The sequence below is a fragment of the Pseudomonas sp. GW458-11-26-14-LB4 genome, from assembly GCF_059423925.1.
In genome coordinates this window covers 1-17,168 of record NZ_JBWKYU010000029.1, presented here as the reverse complement: position 1 = coordinate 17,168, position 17,168 = coordinate 1, and the positions used below count along the sequence as shown (strand labels likewise).

At 62.2% G+C, this 17,168-nt stretch carries 16 protein-coding genes and 1 pseudogene; 7 read left to right on the top strand and 10 right to left on the bottom strand.

Translation table 11 applies throughout. The features are described from left to right. Positions 1-27: 27 nt before the first annotated feature. Both AC07XZ_RS27380 and AC07XZ_RS27375 read left to right on the top strand, forming a co-directional pair. Positions 28-786, top strand: a pseudogene (locus AC07XZ_RS27380) (MCP four helix bundle domain-containing protein); the annotation flags it as partial. Then, positions 778-1,641, top strand: coding sequence for a methyl-accepting chemotaxis protein (locus AC07XZ_RS27375; RefSeq protein ID WP_371915880.1), 864 nt, complete (start codon positions 778-780; stop codon positions 1,639-1,641). The pseudogene AC07XZ_RS27380 and the gene AC07XZ_RS27375, both read left to right, overlap by 9 nt. 40 nt (positions 1,642-1,681) lie before the next feature. On the opposite strand, the gene AC07XZ_RS27370 is transcribed toward AC07XZ_RS27375, so the two are convergent. Next, positions 1,682-2,107 carry a nuclear transport factor 2 family protein gene (locus tag AC07XZ_RS27370; RefSeq protein ID WP_102688480.1) on the bottom strand — a complete coding sequence of 142 codons (426 nt, stop codon included), beginning with the start codon at positions 2,105-2,107 and terminating at the stop codon, positions 1,682-1,684. A gap of 433 nt (positions 2,108-2,540) precedes the next feature. Here AC07XZ_RS27370 and mqo point away from each other — a divergent pair, with 433 nt between their 5' ends. Further along, a complete protein-coding gene (gene mqo / locus AC07XZ_RS27365; RefSeq protein WP_102688481.1) occupies positions 2,541-4,190 on the top strand; it encodes a malate dehydrogenase (quinone) in 1,650 nt (549 codons plus the stop codon). 67 nt (positions 4,191-4,257) lie between these two features. Here the strand turns inward: mqo and AC07XZ_RS27360 are convergent, their stop codons facing one another. From AC07XZ_RS27360 to AC07XZ_RS27350, 3 genes are all read right to left on the bottom strand, one after another. Next, the gene (locus tag AC07XZ_RS27360; protein ID WP_102688482.1) at positions 4,258-4,686 is read right to left on the bottom strand and encodes a nuclear transport factor 2 family protein; all 429 of its coding nucleotides are present in this window, start codon (positions 4,684-4,686) and stop codon (positions 4,258-4,260) included. Positions 4,687-5,089: 403 nt separating this feature from the next. Further along, positions 5,090-5,956, bottom strand: coding sequence for a CAP domain-containing protein (locus AC07XZ_RS27355; protein WP_102688483.1), 867 nt, complete (start codon positions 5,954-5,956; stop codon positions 5,090-5,092). 130 nt (positions 5,957-6,086) lie between these two features. Beyond that, positions 6,087-6,857, bottom strand: a complete 771-nt coding sequence (locus AC07XZ_RS27350; protein ID WP_102688484.1) for an alpha/beta hydrolase — start codon at positions 6,855-6,857, stop codon at positions 6,087-6,089. Positions 6,858-6,968: 111 nt separating this feature from the next. Here AC07XZ_RS27350 and AC07XZ_RS27345 point away from each other — a divergent pair, with 111 nt between their 5' ends. Further along, positions 6,969-7,913, top strand: a complete 945-nt coding sequence (locus tag AC07XZ_RS27345) for an aldo/keto reductase (RefSeq protein ID WP_173892854.1) — start codon at positions 6,969-6,971, stop codon at positions 7,911-7,913. A 6-nt stretch (positions 7,914-7,919) separates the two neighbouring features. Here the strand turns inward: AC07XZ_RS27345 and AC07XZ_RS27340 are convergent, their stop codons facing one another. Next, positions 7,920-8,813, bottom strand: coding sequence for a LysR family transcriptional regulator (locus AC07XZ_RS27340; protein ID WP_085748270.1), 894 nt, complete (start codon positions 8,811-8,813; stop codon positions 7,920-7,922). 99 nt (positions 8,814-8,912) lie between these two features. Here AC07XZ_RS27340 and AC07XZ_RS27335 point away from each other — a divergent pair, with 99 nt between their 5' ends. Then, complete coding sequence (locus AC07XZ_RS27335; protein ID WP_085748271.1) at positions 8,913-9,389, top strand: (R)-mandelonitrile lyase; 477 nt, start codon at positions 8,913-8,915, stop codon at positions 9,387-9,389. A gap of 56 nt (positions 9,390-9,445) precedes the next feature. Here the strand turns inward: AC07XZ_RS27335 and paoC are convergent, their stop codons facing one another. From paoC to AC07XZ_RS27315, 4 genes are all read right to left on the bottom strand, one after another. Further along, the gene (paoC, locus tag AC07XZ_RS27330) at positions 9,446-11,644 is read right to left on the bottom strand and encodes an aldehyde oxidoreductase molybdenum-binding subunit PaoC (RefSeq protein ID WP_102688486.1); all 2,199 of its coding nucleotides are present in this window, start codon (positions 11,642-11,644) and stop codon (positions 9,446-9,448) included. Then, positions 11,641-12,597, bottom strand: coding sequence for an FAD binding domain-containing protein (locus tag AC07XZ_RS27325; protein WP_102688487.1), 957 nt, complete (start codon positions 12,595-12,597; stop codon positions 11,641-11,643). Before AC07XZ_RS27325 ends, paoC begins: the two co-directional genes overlap by 4 nt. Then, positions 12,594-13,217 (bottom strand): aldehyde dehydrogenase iron-sulfur subunit PaoA, encoded by a 624-nt coding sequence (paoA, locus tag AC07XZ_RS27320; RefSeq protein ID WP_064600752.1) that lies wholly within the window; start codon positions 13,215-13,217, stop codon positions 12,594-12,596. Before paoA ends, AC07XZ_RS27325 begins: the two co-directional genes overlap by 4 nt. 242 nt (positions 13,218-13,459) lie before the next feature. After that, a complete protein-coding gene (locus AC07XZ_RS27315) occupies positions 13,460-15,214 on the bottom strand; it encodes an L-lactate permease (protein WP_102688488.1) in 1,755 nt (584 codons plus the stop codon). Positions 15,215-15,448: 234 nt separating this feature from the next. Between AC07XZ_RS27315 and AC07XZ_RS27310 the strand changes: the two genes are divergently transcribed. After that, positions 15,449-15,655, top strand: coding sequence for a hypothetical protein (locus AC07XZ_RS27310; protein ID WP_064382340.1), 207 nt, complete (start codon positions 15,449-15,451; stop codon positions 15,653-15,655). 43 nt (positions 15,656-15,698) lie between these two features. On the opposite strand, the gene AC07XZ_RS27305 is transcribed toward AC07XZ_RS27310, so the two are convergent. Beyond that, positions 15,699-15,971 (bottom strand): hypothetical protein, encoded by a 273-nt coding sequence (locus AC07XZ_RS27305; RefSeq protein WP_102688489.1) that lies wholly within the window; start codon positions 15,969-15,971, stop codon positions 15,699-15,701. 223 nt (positions 15,972-16,194) lie between these two features. Here AC07XZ_RS27305 and AC07XZ_RS27300 point away from each other — a divergent pair. Next, on the top strand, positions 16,195-17,168 hold a 974-nt coding region (locus tag AC07XZ_RS27300; RefSeq protein ID WP_102688490.1), incomplete at its 3' end, for a hypothetical protein.

Sequence of the window (17,168 nt, the reverse complement as noted above, 5' to 3'; positions counted from 1 at the left end):
CGTGGCGCGACCTGGGAGGAAATCACGGTGTCGATCAAACTGCGTTTGGTGTTGCTGATTGCGACCAGCCTGCTGACGGCGCTGATCGTGAGCCTGGTCAGTTATGTCGGCAATCAGCGGATGGCTTCGGCGGTCAGTGACAACGCGGTCAGCATGAGCGCGCTGCGCAACCACATGGAAGCCGACATGATGCACGACGCCCTGCGCGCGGACGTGTATTCGGCGATGCTGGTGGGGCTGGGCAAAAGCACCAGTTCGGCGGACGAGGTGCGCAGTTCGGTCGAAGAGCATGCGGCGCATTTTCGCGAAGTGCTGGGTGAAAACCTCAAGCTTCCGGTGAACCCGACGATCAAGTCCGCGCTCGAGCAGATCAAGCCAAGCCTCGACACCTACATCAGCGCCGGCGAGCAGATCGTCGGTCTTGCGCTGGAAAATCCGGACAGCGCCCAGCAACAACTGGGGACCTTCAATACCGCGTTCAGCCAGCTCGAAGAACAGATGGCCGCTCTCAGCGAGCTGATCGAAACCAATACCCGGCAGACCAGCGAAGGCACCGAGGCGGCGATCCACAACGCCAATGTCGCGCTCGGCATCGTTCTGATCGCCAGTCTGTTGCTGCTGTTGGCCCAGGGCCGGTGGGTGATCCTGAGCATCATGGGGCCGCTGAAATCCGCCAGCCGCATCGCCGAAAGCATTGCTCACGGCAACCTCAGCGAGCCGATCGCCGAACCGTCCGGCAAGGACGAAGCCAGTGCGCTGATCCGCACGTTGGCCACCATGCAGCGCGACCTGCGAGACATGATCGACGTGGTGCGACGCAACGCCCATGGCGTCAGCGGCATGAGCGAACAACTGAGCCACGGCTGCCATCAGGTGGCCGACAGCAGCCAGCAGCAAAGCACCGCCGCCGGCACCATGGCTGCCGCCGCGAGCCAGATGACCGCCAGCATCGAGGAAATCACCCGTCACGCCGAGCGTGCTTTGAACATGGCCAGCCAGGCCGAGTCACTGGCGAAAAACGGCGGGCAGGTGATCCATCAGGTGGTCAGCGACATGGACGACATCGCCCGTTCCGCCCAGCAATCGGCGCAGGTGATCCGCACCCTCGATCAGGAATCCGAGGGCATCTTCAACATCATTCAGGTGATCAAGAGCATCGCCGACCAGACCAACCTGCTGGCGCTCAACGCGGCCATCGAGGCCGCCCGGGCGGGCGAGCAAGGCAGGGGCTTTGCGGTGGTGGCCGATGAGGTGCGCAGCCTCGCTGCGCGCACCAGCGCCTCGACCCAGGAAATCGCCGCGATGGTCGCACGCATCCAGAACAGCACCCGCGAGGCCGTCAGCAGCATGGAGGCTGGTGTCGCCCAGGTCGACAAAGGCATGGCGGTCACCGCCGACGTCGAACGCGCCATCCGCGAAATCCTCGACGCCACCCTCAGCACCACGCAACTGGTCAACGACATCACCCGCACCATCGGCGAACAGAGCCAGGCGAGCAACGAGATTGCCCATCAGGTGGAGATGATCGCGGGGATGTCGGAGGGCAACAGCAAGGTGATCGGTCAGACGGCCAATACCACGGATGAGCTGTCGAGTCTGGCGGGGCGGCTGGCGCAGTCGGTGGATCGGTTTCGGTTGTGAGAGCAGGCTCTGCCGCCTTGTCAGCGGCAGAGCTCATGCTTCAGAACTTGTACGCCTGACGCCCCACCAGCAACCACTTGCCAGCCTGCTTCTGCCAGATCTGGAAGTTCTCGATTTCCGTCGGCACGACTTCGGTGCCTTTGAGGGCCTGTGCTGAAAAATGATGGCGCACCAGCGCGGTGTCCCCGGACAGGGTGATGGTCTGGTTTTGCATTTCCAGGGTCTTGAACGCGCTCTTGCCGGTTTCGATATCGGCAATGAAGGCTTTCTTGTCCTGGATCTTGCCGCTGGAGTGGCCGTAGGTGAGGTTGTCGGCAGTCAGCGCGTTCAGTTCGGCGATGTCCTTGTGCAACATTGCCTGGGTCAGGTGATCGACGGCCTGGGCGACGTCCTGTTCCGCCGGGGCGGCGGCGACGTAGCCGCTGAAGAGGCAGATGAGACCGAGCAGCAGTCTGGATTTGTTCATGGGTATTCCTTGTTGTTGTAGGTAATGAAAACGACTGGGGAATTTGTCAGTCGTCGTACAACTTATCAGGAATGCACCAACGTTAGAAAGCGCTCGAGGAACCTATTGAAAACTATCCGGTCGCGAACAGACGCGCGGGTTTGCCATGACGTGATATTCTTCGCCCCACTTGGTTTGACCTAATTCAGTCTGGCGCGCTTTTCGGCGGGCCAGACAGAACCCCTGTCGCTCAAGTAGCTGAAGCCAATAATGATAAGAAGTCAGTTCAGAAGGGACATATAACTGAGGTCGACACTGCCTGTCGGTCTTGTGTGCCCACCCGTCAAAATTGAAGTGTGCCGGAACCCGCGACGCTGGCCTGAGTGTCGCGAAAGAGGGGACCTCATACGTACAACAGCGGCGGGCGGAAGGCGTTTTATCATAGGTGCAACAGATGTTTAAGAAAGTGAACACAGCCTTGCTGGGGCTGGCTTTGGCGATGGGGATGTCTTCCGCCAATGCCGAAGAAGCAAAGAAAGTCGACGTCCTGCTGATCGGCGGCGGCATCATGAGCACCACCCTCGGTGTGTGGATCAATGAGCTGGAACCGACCTGGTCGATGGAAATGGTCGAGCGCCTCGACGGCGTCGCCCTGGAAAGCTCCAACGGCTGGAACAACGCCGGTACCGGTCACTCCGCCCTGGCCGAGCTGAACTACACCCCGGAAGACGACAAGGGCAACGTCACGATCCCGAAAGCGGTCGAGATCAACGAAGCGTTCCAGGTCTCCCGTCAGTTCTGGGCCTGGCAGGTTCGTCAAGGCGTCCTGAAGGACCCTCGTTCGTTCATCAACACCACTCCGCACATGAGCTTCGTGTGGGGCGATGACAACATCAAGTTCCTGAAAAAGCGCTACGAAGCCCTGCAAGCAAGCCCGCTGTTCGCCGGCATGCAGTACTCCGAAGACCCGGCTGTGATCAAGAAGTGGGTTCCGCTGATGATGGAAGGGCGTGACCCGAACCAGAAAATCGCGGCCACCTGGAGCCCGCTGGGTACCGACATGAACTTCGGCGAAATCACCCGCCAGTTCGCCGGTTACCTGCAGACCAAGCCTAACTTCAACTTGAAGCTGTCGAGCGAAGTGCAAGACATCACCAAGAATGCCGATGGCACCTGGCGCGTCAGCTACAAAAACCTGAAAGACGGCACCAAGACTGAAACCGACGCCAAGTTCGTGTTCATCGGCGCCGGCGGCGGTGCCCTGCACCTGCTGCAGAAGTCCGGTATCGAAGAAGCCAAGGAATACGCTGGCTTCCCGGTAGGCGGCTCGTTCCTGGTGACCGATAACCCGGCCATCGCCGAACAACACCTGGCCAAGGCCTACGGTAAAGCTTCGGTGGGCGCGCCTCCGATGTCCGTTCCGCACCTGGACACCCGTGTCCTGGACGGCAAGCGCGTCATCCTGTTTGGCCCGTTCGCGACTTTCAGCACCAAGTTCCTGAAAGAAGGTTCGTACCTGGACCTGCTGACCAGCACCACCACCCACAACATCTGGCCTATGACCCGGGTCGGCATCAAGGAATACCCGCTGGTCGAGTACCTGGCCGGTCAACTGATGCTGTCGGATGAAGACCGTCTGAACGCGCTGAAGGAATACTTCCCGAACGCCAAAGCCGAAGACTGGCGCCTGTGGCAAGCCGGCCAGCGCGTGCAAATCATCAAGCGTGATGAAGCCGCTGGCGGCGTGCTGAAACTGGGCACCGAAATCGTTGCTTCCAAGGACGGCTCCATCGCCGGACTGCTGGGCGCATCCCCAGGCGCATCGACCGCTGCACCGATCATGCTGAGCGTGCTGCAGAAAGTCTTCAAGGACAAAGTCGCCAGCCCTGAGTGGCAAGCCAAGCTGCACCAGATCGTTCCAAGCTATGGCACCCAGCTGAACAACGATCCAGCCAAAGTGGCTGAAGAATGGGCTTACACCGCCAAGATCCTGCAACTGCCAACCCCTCCGGTGATTGGTCAGGTTGCAGCTCCAGCGGCGGACGCCTCGGCTGAAAAAGCCCAGGCGCCGAAAGAAAGCGCTGCACGTGACATGGCTCTGTAATCCAGACGCCTGACACACGAAGCCCACTGAACCGGTGACGGTCAGTGGGCTTTTTTGTGCTCGGATTTCAGGCCTTGGCGGCCGCCAGATAGGCGCCAAGCCGCCGTCCCATCTCTTCACCCAGCGCCTGCAACCCGCTCAACGGCCGCACCATCACTTCGAACTCGACGATCTTGCCTTGTTCATCGAAACGGATCATGTCGATGCCCTTGAGCTCTTTCGTCCCCACTTTGGCGCTGAATTCCAGCACCACATTCAGGCCATCGGCCGTCGCCAGTTCACGGTGGTATTTGAAGTCTTCAAACACCTCGAAAACGGTGTTGAGGATCATCGAGACCACCGGGGCACCCGGGTACGGCGTATGCGCCATCGGCGAGCGGAAAACCGCTTTGGAATCGAGCAGTTCGGGCAGGGCCTTGAGATTGCCGGTGCGGATCATTTCGTGCCAGCGGTTCAGGGATTCGGCGGCGTTGGGGTGCAGGTTCAGGTCGGACATGGTTTCACTCCTGTATTTTTTGTTGTTCTTGGCGCGGCGCCCATGACTCTAGATCAAAGCGGCGCAATGGAAACCCTCTGTACCAACCTGAATGTCGACCCATGCGCCAGCCCGATCCATCTGATCCGCTTTTTCCTGTCGAATCTGCATCTGTAACCATCTCAGCCACGGGCCCAAAATGGCCCTGCCGTTCGGCCATACGCGACGCGCTTCATTCCGAAGTGCCCGGTGCGCCGGACATTCAGTATTCAGGAGGCCTTCATGGCTAAGATGGCGATTTTCCTCGGCGGCTTTCTTGTGTTGACCATCATGATTGGCGTCCTTGCCACGATTTCTCCGGTCTGACGATCAGCCGTCGAGTTGCGACTTGCAGCGCTCTTCGACGGTTTCGGATGGAACCGGATCAAGGCGCCCCGAACAGCATCGTCCAGTAAACCCCTTCATCACTGCGCGCCTCACTGGCAAACCCGGCGCCGACCTGGGTGAACATCGGGTTCATCAGGTTGGCACAGTGTCCGGGGCTGGCCAGCCAGCCGGCCATGGCTTTGCCCGGTGAGCTTTGCCCGGCGGCGATGTTTTCGCCGATCTGCCGGCCACGGTAGCCGGCCGCCCGGGCGCGATCGGCCGGGCCGTCGCCGTCCGGGTCGCGGTGGGCGAAATAATTGCCGTAGGCCATGGCCTTGCTGTGCCCCTGAGCGGCGGCGCCGAGCGCCGGGTTCCAGCTCAAGGGCCGGGCAGCGGCGAAGCGCTGGCGGCCGCACATGCGCGGTCGGGCGCGGGCGGCGTTGACCTCGGCCAGCAAGGCCTTGCCGACGCTGCGGTTGTCGCCGACGCGGCTGTCGAGCACCGGCCGAGCCAGCACCACTTGCCATTCGCTGCGGGCGCGGCTGATGCCGATGTCGGCGTATTGACCGTCGAGCAACGCGCCGCAGTAATCGTCTTGCAGCATTTCGAACGCCTCTTCGGCGTCCTGTGCGCCGACGATCCGGATGCTGCGCACCGCCACGGCGGCATAGCCGGAGTCTTTCAATCGTTCGCGCAATCCACCGCCGTAGCCATAGCCGACCGGCAACGCCAGATTCGACTTCAGCGTCAGCGGCGCCAGCCGTTGGGCCGGGCGCCGGTCGCAGCGTTGAGGATGGGCGCGGTAGTCGTTGATGGCAGCCACCAGTTGCCGCTCGGCGCCGGCGTGGGCAGAGGGAGAAAGCAGGGGAGAAAGGATCAACAGGCACAGCGAAACGAAGCGAGACGAACGAACGGCGTGGCGCATGGGACGCAAAGCTCTGAACAAAGACAAGGCTGAAGGAAAGTGAACCGCAGAACGCGGCGCGGGTAGGACTGGCCTTTTTGCACTTGGTTCACGAGGCGGCGCCGGGTTTCTACGGCTGCCGACGAAGTGCTCAGCGATTCAACACGTCTTGCAGCCATTGCAGGTATTGCGGCCGTTCGGAAATAGAATTGTGTGCCGAATCCGCCACCACTTTGAGCGTGGCCACGCCGTCGGGAAAACTGTGCAGCAAGCGTTCGGTGCTGGCCCGTGGAATCACCTCGTCATCGCTCGCCGCCAGCAGCAGCGTCGGCACGCGGATGTGCGCCGCGTACTGACCGGACTGGAAACGATCCTTGAGCAACCACTGCACCGGCACCCACGGGTACTGACGGGCGGCGATTTCTTCGAGGCTGTTGTAGGGCGTGACCAGAATCAGCCGCGCCACCGGCCGTTGGCTGGCCAGACGCACCGCGACCCCGGAACCGAGGCTGCGTCCCAGCAGCGCGACCTGCGGATGACTGGCGTACACCTGATCGAACAGCGCCAGCGCATCCTCGGCGATCGCCTCTTCGGAAGGCGAGCCACCGCTGCCACCAAAACCCCGGTAATGCAGCAAATACAACGAATAGTCAGGAAACGCCTCGGAAAACTCCGGCAGATTGCGCGAAACGTCCTCGGCATTGCCGCCGAAATAGATCAGCGCTCTGGGCCCGGCGCGCTCGCGCACCGTCACGCGGATCTCGGCGTCGGGCATGGCCAGCGTCAACCGTGACTCCGGCGAATCGAGGGTGGCGGGCTGCGGAAAATAAATCAGCGCCCGCTGAAAAACGAACAGCGCCGCGCACAGGATCAGGTACACGGCGACGATCAATGCGACGAGTGACAACAGGGTTCTGGACATTCGACTAACGTTAACCGGGCGCGCAGGTTGGCTGTCGCAGTGTAGTCCAACGGTTTTGCGGGCTGCATCAAAACACAAGGTGCAACAGATCCACAGGGCAAGGGCGCCAGCATGAACCACACTGAGGGATATTCCCGCCGCCGGTTGCTGACACTGGCAGCCGGCGTGTCAGCGGTTTTCACCTTTGACCGGGCGCTGGCCACCATTACGTCGCCGAACGCCACAGGAGCCCAGACCATGCAGACCCGCGCCATCCCTTCGAGCTCTGAGCCACTGCCGCTGGTGGGGTTGGGCACTTATCGCGGTTTCGACGTCGCTCCCGGCGATCCGGTCTACAAACAATTGCCGGCGGTGCTCGGCGAGCTGTTCAAAAAGGGCGGGACGCTGATCGACAGCTCCCCCATGTACGGCCGCGCCGAGGAAACCACCGGTGAATTGCTGTCGATCCACGAACCGCGCTCTCCGGCGTTTCTGGCGACCAAGGTCTGGACCCGTGGTCGCGAGGAGGGCATTGCGCAGATGGAGCAGTCGTTCAGCCTGCTGCGCACCGAGCGCATCGACCTGATGCAGATCCACAACCTGCTCGACTGGCAAACCCACCTGCCGACCCTGCGCGACTGGAAAGAGCAGGGCCGCATCCGCTACATCGGCATCACTCACTACACGCCGTCGGCCTATGAGGAGGTCGAAGCGGTGCTCAAGGCCGAGCCGCTGGATTTCCTGCAAATCAACTACGCCCTGGATGATCGCGGGGTCGAGAAACGCATCCTGCCGCTGTGCCGCGAACGCGGGGTGGCGGTGATCTGCAACCGGCCGTTCGGCGGCGGCGACCTGCTCGCGCGGCTCAAGGGCAAGCCGCTGCCAGGCTGGGCGGCTCAGGTGGGGGCGAAGAGCTGGCCGCAACTGGCGCTGAAATTCCTGCTGGCGCATCCGGCGGTAACCTGCGTGATTCCCGGCACCAGCAATCCGTTGTACATGGCCGACAATGCCGGCGCCGGGTTCGGGTTGATGCTGACCGATGCGCAGCGTCAGCAGTTGATTGCGTTGGTGGACTAGACGGTTTCAGCCTTGATAGCGCAGCGCCGCCAGCAACAATGCAAAGGCCGGCGCTGTCTGGCGCCGGCTCGGGTAGTAGAGGTGATATCCGGAAAACACCGGGCACCAATCCTCCAGTACTTGTATCAGGCGACCTTCAGCCAGATAGGGGGCGACGATGTTCTCCGGGATGTAGCTCAGGCCGAAACCGTCGAGTGCGGCGTCCAGTAATGGATAGACGCCGTTGAGGGTTACCTGTCCGCAGACTCGCACCTTCAGGCGTTCGCCATCCTTCTCGAACTCCCAGGCGTATAGACCGCCGTTGGTAGGCAGGCGCAAGTTATTGCAAGCGTGGTCGGTCAGATCACGCGGGGTCTTCGGTACGATACGTCTGGCGAAATAGGCGGGCGAGCCGACCACCGCCATACGCATGTCCGGGCCGATACGAGTGGCGATCATGCCTTGTGCGACATCCTCGCCCAGCCGCACGCCGGCATCGAAACCCTGACCTGCGATGTCGACGAAACTGTAGTCGCAGCTGACTTCGACGGAGATGTCCGGGTATTGCAGAAGAAATTCTTTGAGGACCGGTCGCAACAGCCAGTTCAGCGAGTGATCGGTGGCGCTGAGACGGATCTTGCCGGCGGGAGTTTCCCGCAGGTTGCTGAGGGCGGCCAGTTCCGATTCGATCTCTTCGAAGCGCGGGCCGATGGTTTGCAGCAAGTGATCACCAGCCTCGGTGGGAGAGACACTGCGGGTGGTGCGGATCAGCAGGCGCAGGCCCAGCCGGGCTTCAAGGCTGCGGATCGTATGACTGAGCGCCGACTGCGAAACGCCAAGTTTGGCAGCTGCTTTGGTGAAACTGCGCTCACGCGCCACGGCGAGGAAAGCGAGCAGATCACTGGCATTTTCCCGAAGCATTAATGAGTGCCCTGCATAAGTTTTTTTGAATTCTAGTCGATTATCTGAAGAGTCGGGCTGGTTAAAGTGGAGGCTGTCCCTTTTCTGGAGAGCCTCAACATGAATCCGATCGCCGCTTCGGCGCTGACCCTTTCCCTGCTGGCGGGCGAAGTCCAGGCCAGCGAGACATCTCGCGTGACCGTTACTCCCAACGGCTCACAACCGTCGGCCAAAGGCTCGAGCGACTGGTTTACCGGGACGGTACGGGTCGATGCGCCGTTCAAGGGCAGCGATGCGGCGCGGATCAGCGGCGCCACCGTGACCTTTGAGCCGGGAGCGCGTACGGCGTGGCACACCCATCCGTTGGGGCAAACGCTGATCGTTACCGCTGGGTCAGGCTTCGTGCAGGAATGGGGGCAGCCAGTGCGGGTGATTCGGCCAGGCGACACCGTGTGGATCGCGCCCAACGTGAAGCATTGGCACGGTGCGGCGCCGACCACGGCCATGACGCATATCGCCATTGCTGAAATGCTGGATGGCAAAGTGGTGGACTGGATGGAGCAGGTGGGAGAGGCGGAGTATCCCGACGTCCGCTAATCAACAAGTCGCCCACGGTGAGACCGAACGTCCTCACCGTGGGGCCATTCCACAAATCAAATCATCTCTGGCAGTGACGCGAGAATCTTGTCCAAGGTAATCGGGTACTCCCGCACCCGCGCGCCCGTGGCGTTGTAGATCGCATTCGCCACCGCCGCACTCACGCCGCAGATCCCCAGTTCCCCGACCCCCTTGGCTTTCATCGGCGAGGAAATCGGGTCGGTTTCATCGAGGAAGATCACCTCCTGATGCGGGATGTCGGCATGCACCGGCACTTCGTAGCCCGCCAGGTCATGGTTGACGAAAAAGCCCTGGCGCTTGTCCACCGCGAGTTCTTCCATCAATGCTGCGCCGACGCCCATGGTCATGGCGCCGATCACCTGGCTGCGGGCCGATTTCGGATTGAGAATCCGCCCGGCGGCGCACACCGCGAGCATCCGTCGCACGCGCACTTCGCCGGTGGCGGCATCCACCGCGACTTCGACGAAGTGCGCGCCGAAGGTCGATTGCTGATATTGCTTGGCGAGGTCGGCGAATTCGATGCTGTCCTCGACTTCGATCGCGGCGTGTTGCGCGGCGTCACGTAACGGCACGTTCTGGTTGCCCAGCCGCACGTGGCCGTCGACAAACTGCGCTTCACCCGCGTTCATGCCCAGTTTGGTCGCGACCGTTTCGCGCAGTTTCATGCACGCCGCGTAAACCCCGGCGGTCGAGCAGTTGGCGCCGAACTGGCCGCCGGAGCCGGACGACACCGGAAAATTCGAATCGCCCAAGTGCACCACGACATCGTCGAGACGCACGCCCATCACTTCGGCGGCGGTCTGGGCAATGATCGTGTAGCTGCCGGTGCCGATGTCCGTCATGTCGGTTTCCACGCTGATCTTGCCGTCGCGCTCCAGCCGTACGCGTGCGCCGGACTTCACCAGCAGGTTGTTGCGAATCGCCGCCGCAACGCCCATGCCGATCAGCCAGCGACCTTCGCGACGGGTGCCGGGCGTCGCATTGCGCTTATCCCAGCCAAAACGTTCGGCGCCGGTTTGCAGGCATTCGATCAGACGCCGCTGGGAGAACGGCCGCTCGGTTTTCACCGGATCGACCTGCGTATCGTTGAGGATGCGGAACTGGATCGGATCGAGTTTGAGCTGTTCCGCCATCTCGTCCATGGCGATCTCCAGTGCCATCAGCCCCGGCGTTTCACCCGGCGCGCGCATGGCGTTGCCTTCCGGCAGATCCAGCGGCGCCAGGCGCATGGTCACCAAGCGATTTTCAGCGGCATAAAGCAATTGACTCGGTTGCGCCGCGACTTCGACCTTGCCGTCGGCGAGGTTGCCCGACCAGCCTTCATGGGCGATGGCGGTGAGTTTGCCGTCAGCCGTGGCGCCCATGCGAATCCGCTGAATGGTAGCCGGACGGTGGGTAGTGTTGTTGGCGATCTGCGGACGGGCGAGGGCGACCTTCACGGGTCGGTTCGCCAGACGTGCGCCGAGGGCGGCGAGGATCGCGTCGGCACGAATGAACAGCTTGCCGCCGAAACCGCCACCAATGTATGGCGAGATCAGCCGCACGTTTTCCTTGGGCAGGCCGAGGGTGGCGGCGATGTCGCCGACGCTCCAGGCGATCATCTGGTTGGAAGTCCAGAGCGTCACGTGATCGCCTTTCCAGGCGGCGAGTGTCGCGTGGGGCTCCATCATCGCGTGGGATTGATCCGGCGTGGTGTAGGTCTGGTCGAACTGCACGGGCGCGGCGGCGAAGGCGGTGGCGAAATCGCCGTGCTTGACGTCCGGCAGATCGTCTTTCGGTTCCACGCCCTGGTCGCGCACGCTGGCCAGATCAAATTGACCTTTGTCGGCCGCGTATTCGACGTTGACCAACTGCGCGGCAGCCCGCGCCTGTTCGAAGGTTTCGGCGACCACCAGCGCTACTGCCTGGTGATAGTGCTGGACTTGTGGCCCGGCCAGCAGGTGCGCGGCGTTGTATTGGCCTTTGCCGAGCTTGCCGGCATTGGCGGCGGTGACGATGGTCAGCACCCCCGGCGCGGCGCGGGCGGCCTCCAGATCGATGCGGATGATGCGACCTTTGGCAATGGCCGAACCGACCACTACGCCGTACGCCTGATTCTTCACGGCTTCATGTTGCTCGTAGGCGTAAGGCGCCTGGCCGCTGGTCTTCAGCGGGCCTTCAATGCGGTCGGTGGGTTTACCGATGACGTTCAACTGATCAATCGGGTTGGTCGTGGCGGGCGTGTCGAATTTCATGCTTCGTCCCTCGCTTGGGCCAGCACCGAGGCAATCGTGCGCTCGACCAATGTCACTTTGAACTGGTTGTCAGAAGTAGGCGTGGCGCCGTCGAGCAGGCGCGCGCTGACGGCTTTCGCGCCTTGCGGCAGCAGGGCTTCCGCCGCTTCGACTCGCCAGGGTTTCGGCGCGATGCCGCCGACGGCGATGCGGCCGCTGCCATCCTTCTGCAGGATCAGGCCGACGGACACCAGCGCGAAGGCGTACGACGAACGGTCGCGCACCTTGTGATAGACATGCGTGCCGCCCACTGGCGCGGGCAGGGTGACGGCGGTAATCAGTTCGCCGGGTGTCAGACTGGTTTCGACATTCGGCGTGGTGCCGGGCAATTGATGGAAGTCCGCGATGGCGATGCGTCGAGTGCTGCCGTCGGCTTTGAGCGTTTCGACCTGGGCATCCAGCGCCCGCATCGCAATCGCCATGTCACTCGGATGGGTCGCGATGCAGGCGTCGCTGACGCCGATAATGCCGAGTTGTCGACTGACCCCGCCAATCGCCGCGCAGCCACTGCCGGGATTGCGTTTATTGCAGGCTTGATTGGTGTCGTAGAAATACGGGCAGCGCGTGCGCTGGAGCAGATTGCCGGCGGTGGTCGCCATGTTGCGCAACTGGCCCGATGCACCGGCAAGCAAGGCGCGGGACAGCAGCGCGTAGTCTTTCCGGACGCGGCTGTCGGCGGCCAGATCGGTATTGCGCACCAGTGCGCCGATGCGCAAGCCGCCGTCGTCGGTGGCTTCGATCCGGTCGAGGCCCAGGTGATTGACGTCTATCAGCTGCTGGGGCGTTTCGATGTCGAGCTTCATCAAGTCCAGCAGGTTGGTGCCGCCGGCGATAAAGCGGGCGCCCTCGATTTGCGCAGCTTGGGCAGCGGCTGCGGCAGGAGAGTCGGCGCGGCTGTAGTTGAACGCTCTCATGCTGGCACCTCCGCGACTTCGCTGATGGCTTCGATGATGTTCGAATAGGCGCCGCATCGGCAGATGTTGCCGCTCATGCGTTCCTGCAATTCGCTGGCGATCAGTTGCGGCGCTTCGGTGAGGCTGGCGCTGGCGTGGCTGGGGATGCCGTCACGGATTTCCTGGAGCACGGCGACCGCCGAGCAGATCTGCCCCGGTGTGCAGTATCCACATTGGTAACCGTCATGCTTGATGAAGGCCGCCTGCATTGGATGCAGGTGGTCCGGCATGCCGAGGCCTTCGATGGTGGTGACTTTGGCGCCGTCCTGCATTACCGCCAGGGTCAGGCAGGAATTGATTCGCCGGCCATCGACGATCACCGTGCAGGCGCCGCACTGGCCGTGGTCGCAGCCCTTTTTGCTGCCAGTCAGCTGCAGGTGTTCGCGCAGGGCGTCGAGCAGGGTGGTGCGAGTATCAACCTCCAGCGCCTGTGGCTTGCCGTTGACTTCGATGGTTACTTTGGCCATGGCCGGTTGCTCCAGGCTGGCCGCGTAGGCCTTGAGGCTGATGAAAGGGGGCATCGCGAACGCGGTTGCGGTCACGGCACCGAGAATCAGGAAACGGCGTCGGGAGATCGCCATTGGCGGATGGTCATTCATTTGCTTGGCTTCCTCTATCAGGTCGGCAGGGTGTGAAAGACCCGCACGGGTACGCTGGCGTGGTTGCCAGTCTCGCTCTGTTCTAGGAGTGACCACGCTGGAGAGGAAAAGGTTTTCTTTGATTTGCGCATGGCCTCATGCGCGCGGTTCATGAATCGACAGAAGGAACGCGGGTACCTTGGCTGTGAGTCAGATCACTCTCACAACCGAGGCACCCGCGATTCTCAATGTGCGCCGACCACCATGGACGTAAACGGCGCCACATACGCCTGCAACGTCACCAGACCGCCGACCAGGATTGCCAGCACGATGGAATGGAAGAACACGTAACGCAGGATTTCCCCTTCATGGCCGTACCAGCGTGTCGCGGTTGAGGCGACCACGATCGACTGCGCGTCGACCATTTTGCCCATCACTCCGCCGGAGCTGTTGGCCGCCGCCATCAGGACCGGGCTGATGCCCAGCTGCTCCGACGTCACCCGTTGCAAGCCGCCAAACAGCACGTTGGACGCGGTATCCGACCCGGTAAGCGCTACGCCAAGCCAGCCGAGCAAGGTGCCGAACATCGGGTAGAAAATCCCCGTGGCAGCGAATGCCAGCCCCATGGTCGCGTCCAGCCCCGAGTAGCGGGTCAGGAATCCCAGCGCCAGCATCGCGGCAATCGTAATCAGCGAGAAGCGCACCACCCACAGTGTGCGAAGGTACTGTTTGATCAGTTGCGGGATCGAGTAGCCCATCAGCAACCCTCCGACAATCGCCGCGAGCAGGATGCCGCTGCCGGTGGCAGTGAACCAGGTGAACTTGTACACCGCCTCTTCAGCTTTCGGCGCGGCGACCACCGGAGGGACTTTTTCGATTTGCAGATGCAGGGAGCTGAAAGTCACGGCCGGGGCGAACACCGGATTGGCCTCGCGCAGCGGTTTGCCCTGCGGATCGAGCCTGACCGATTGGCTGACGGGATCAATCGCCGGACGGGTGTCGAACATGTTCTTGAAACCCTGGGTGCCCCAGGCAAACACGAACACCGTGAGGATGATCCACGGCATCCACGCGCGCATCACTGCCGGGCGCGCCTGATCGCTGAATGCACCGCTGGCCGTGATTTTTTCTTCTTCGACCTTCGAGTCGTCATGCCGTCCCGTCAGCGCGGCCGAGGTATGAACAGTCGCCGGCCTCCAGACCTTGAGGAACAACGTCAGGCAGGCCATGGAAATCAGCGCGGCGATCACATCCACCAGCATCGGCCCGTGGAAGTTCGAAACCAGAAACTGCGGGATGGCGAAACTCACGCCAGCCACCAGAATCGCCGGCCATACTTCCAGCATCTTGCGCCAACCGGCGAATGCCCAGATCAGCCAGAACGGCACCAGCACCGAGAAGAACGGCAATTGCCGTCCCACCATCATCGACAACTCCATTTCATCCAGCCCGGTGACCTTGGCCAGCGTAATGATCGGCGTGCCCAGGGCGCCAAAGGCCACGGGCGCAGTGTTGGCGATCAGCGCCAGACCGGACGCTGCCAGTGGCGAAAAACCAAGACCGATCAGAATGGCCCCGGTCACCGCCACCGGGGTACCGAACCCGGCGGCCCCTTCGAAGAAAGCACCGAAACAAAAGGCGATCAGCAGCAATTGCAGGCGCCGGTCGTCGGTGATGCGGGCGAGCGAATCCTGCAACACCTTGAACGAGCCGTTCTCGGTGGTCAGACGATGCAGAAAAATGATGTTGAGCACGATCCAGCCAATCGGCAGCAGCCCGTTGGCCGCCCCGAACAGCGCCGCAGAACCGGCCATGTTGGCGGGCATGCCGAAGGCGAAGATCGAGATCAACAGCGCTGAGGCCAGCGCCAGCAGTGCGGCCAGATGAGCCTTTACGTGAAAGAAGGCCAGCGCCGCCAGCATCACCACCACGGGAACGGCGGCCATGATCGTGGAAATCACCGGATTGCCGAACGGGTCATAGACTTGTTGCCAGACCATGTCGCACCTCTGCTTGTTGTTCTTGAGGGGCAGATCCTTTGCGCGTTGCAAGCAGTATAGGTGGCATTTGGCCGGCGCTCGGGCGAGGCGGGCGAGGCGATCAACGGTCATCGGCGGTCTGTGAATCATCGTCGTTTTCCCCGGTCGTATCTGCGGCAGCGCACACCGCGCCTCTTCGGTGCGGGCAGCGCTGCCGTTTCCGTCGTCAAGACCTTGGTTTTAGGGAAATTCTGAATGATGCGTGCAACAAGCCTGCTGCTGACCGTTTCCGCCGCTGTACTGCTGGGCGGCTGTGTGGCGGATTTCGATGATGACCATCGCCATGGCCGGCATTACGACCGCGATCATGGCCGTTATTACGATCATGACCGACGCTGGGACGACCGCGACGACGACCGCCGCGACGGGCGTCGTTATCACCGCGACCGGGATGATGACTGACTGAAACGAAGAGGGCGCTCCCCTGCGGGAGCGCCCTCTGGCATTAAAAATGAGCGCTCGCCCGGACGCTGGATCGCGCAGGCACGGAGGCCTCGATGTCCAGCAAATGGGTGGCGAGAATGTCGCTCAGAAAACGGAACTGATCGTTGAGACCGACCACTTCATTGCTGAAATGATTGCTGGCGGCGGGCATCAACAGATCTTCGAAGGCTTCGTCGAACACCAGCGCTTGTGTCTTGCGCGACACGACGTGCTGATCGTAGTAATTGCTGCCGAAGACCGGGAAACTCACGGCGAGGGTGACGGTACTGATCATGATGTGAACTCCTCGTGCGGTGTGTTTCGGATGGGTTAATCGTGCCTTTGACGAGCGGTCGGCGGAAGGCAATCGTCGCAATGGTGAATATCGACGCCATTGATGGTTGGACTGATGCAGCCCTGACCAGCGGATAAACGGCGTACCGCACGCACCTATACTCATGTCATCTCCCCCGGATTCTTCAGGTCTCCCGCCCGAAGAACAGATAAGGACCGCCACCGTGAACCTGCGTGCGCTGCTCGTCGCCGCACTGGTGTTGCTGGCCGGCTGCGCCACCACGGCGCGGGCCCCGGTGAGCGCGCCGGCGGTGGTGGTCTCGCCGGCCACCTGGCAGCAGATCGACCGGGAAATCGTCAGTGCCTCGAAGCAGGCCACCGAGCAGGTCAAGCTGTTCGCCCGTGGCTCGATGGAACATTGGCGCATTCGGGTCTATGAGCAAACTGAAGAAAATTTCATCCCGTGGTTCAGCAGCTACTGGACCCAGGAATGGCTGTCGATGAAGGTCAGCTGGTACACGATCAGTGCCAGCGGCGAGCAGGATGCCTCGGCCAAGCGTCTGGCGGCCTATCTGCTGGAGCAATATCAGGAACGCGTACTGGCGCCGGTGGCGGTGGAGATCGACCCGGACGCGATCCTCGGCCAGTCCACCGCGTTCTACGCGCAACTGATGGCGCAGCAGATGCCGGTCATCGCCCAGCGCCACGGCGTGCCCATCGCCCAGCTCAACGGGCGGTTGCAGAAAATCCCCGCCATCGCCCTTGGCCCGCCGTCGGCGAGGGATGCTTCGCTGTACCAGATCGTCAGCACTGAACCGTTGAACACGCTGCCGGCCTACGCCGCGCTGATCGACAAGATCCACACCGACGGCGGCTCGAAAGGCGTGGCCTCGACCGATACGGCCATGGCGCCGGTGGCCAAACGCGCCAGCCAGCGCATGGAGGCAGAAATGGCCCCGCGCGGCGCCGCGAGCGCGGTGGCGGCAGCGGCCGGCAAACTGGCCGGGGCGCTGATTTCGGTCGGTGTGGCGGGCGTGCGCGCAATCATTCAGGCCAACGACCGCCCCGACAGCGAAGCTTTGATCCGCAGCAGTCTCGGCAACACGTTCGACAAGGCCTGGGTGAAACTGGTGCAGAACCCGACCACCGGCGTGATGGCCGGCACGCTGCACATGGCGGCGCAGGTCGAGGGCAATCT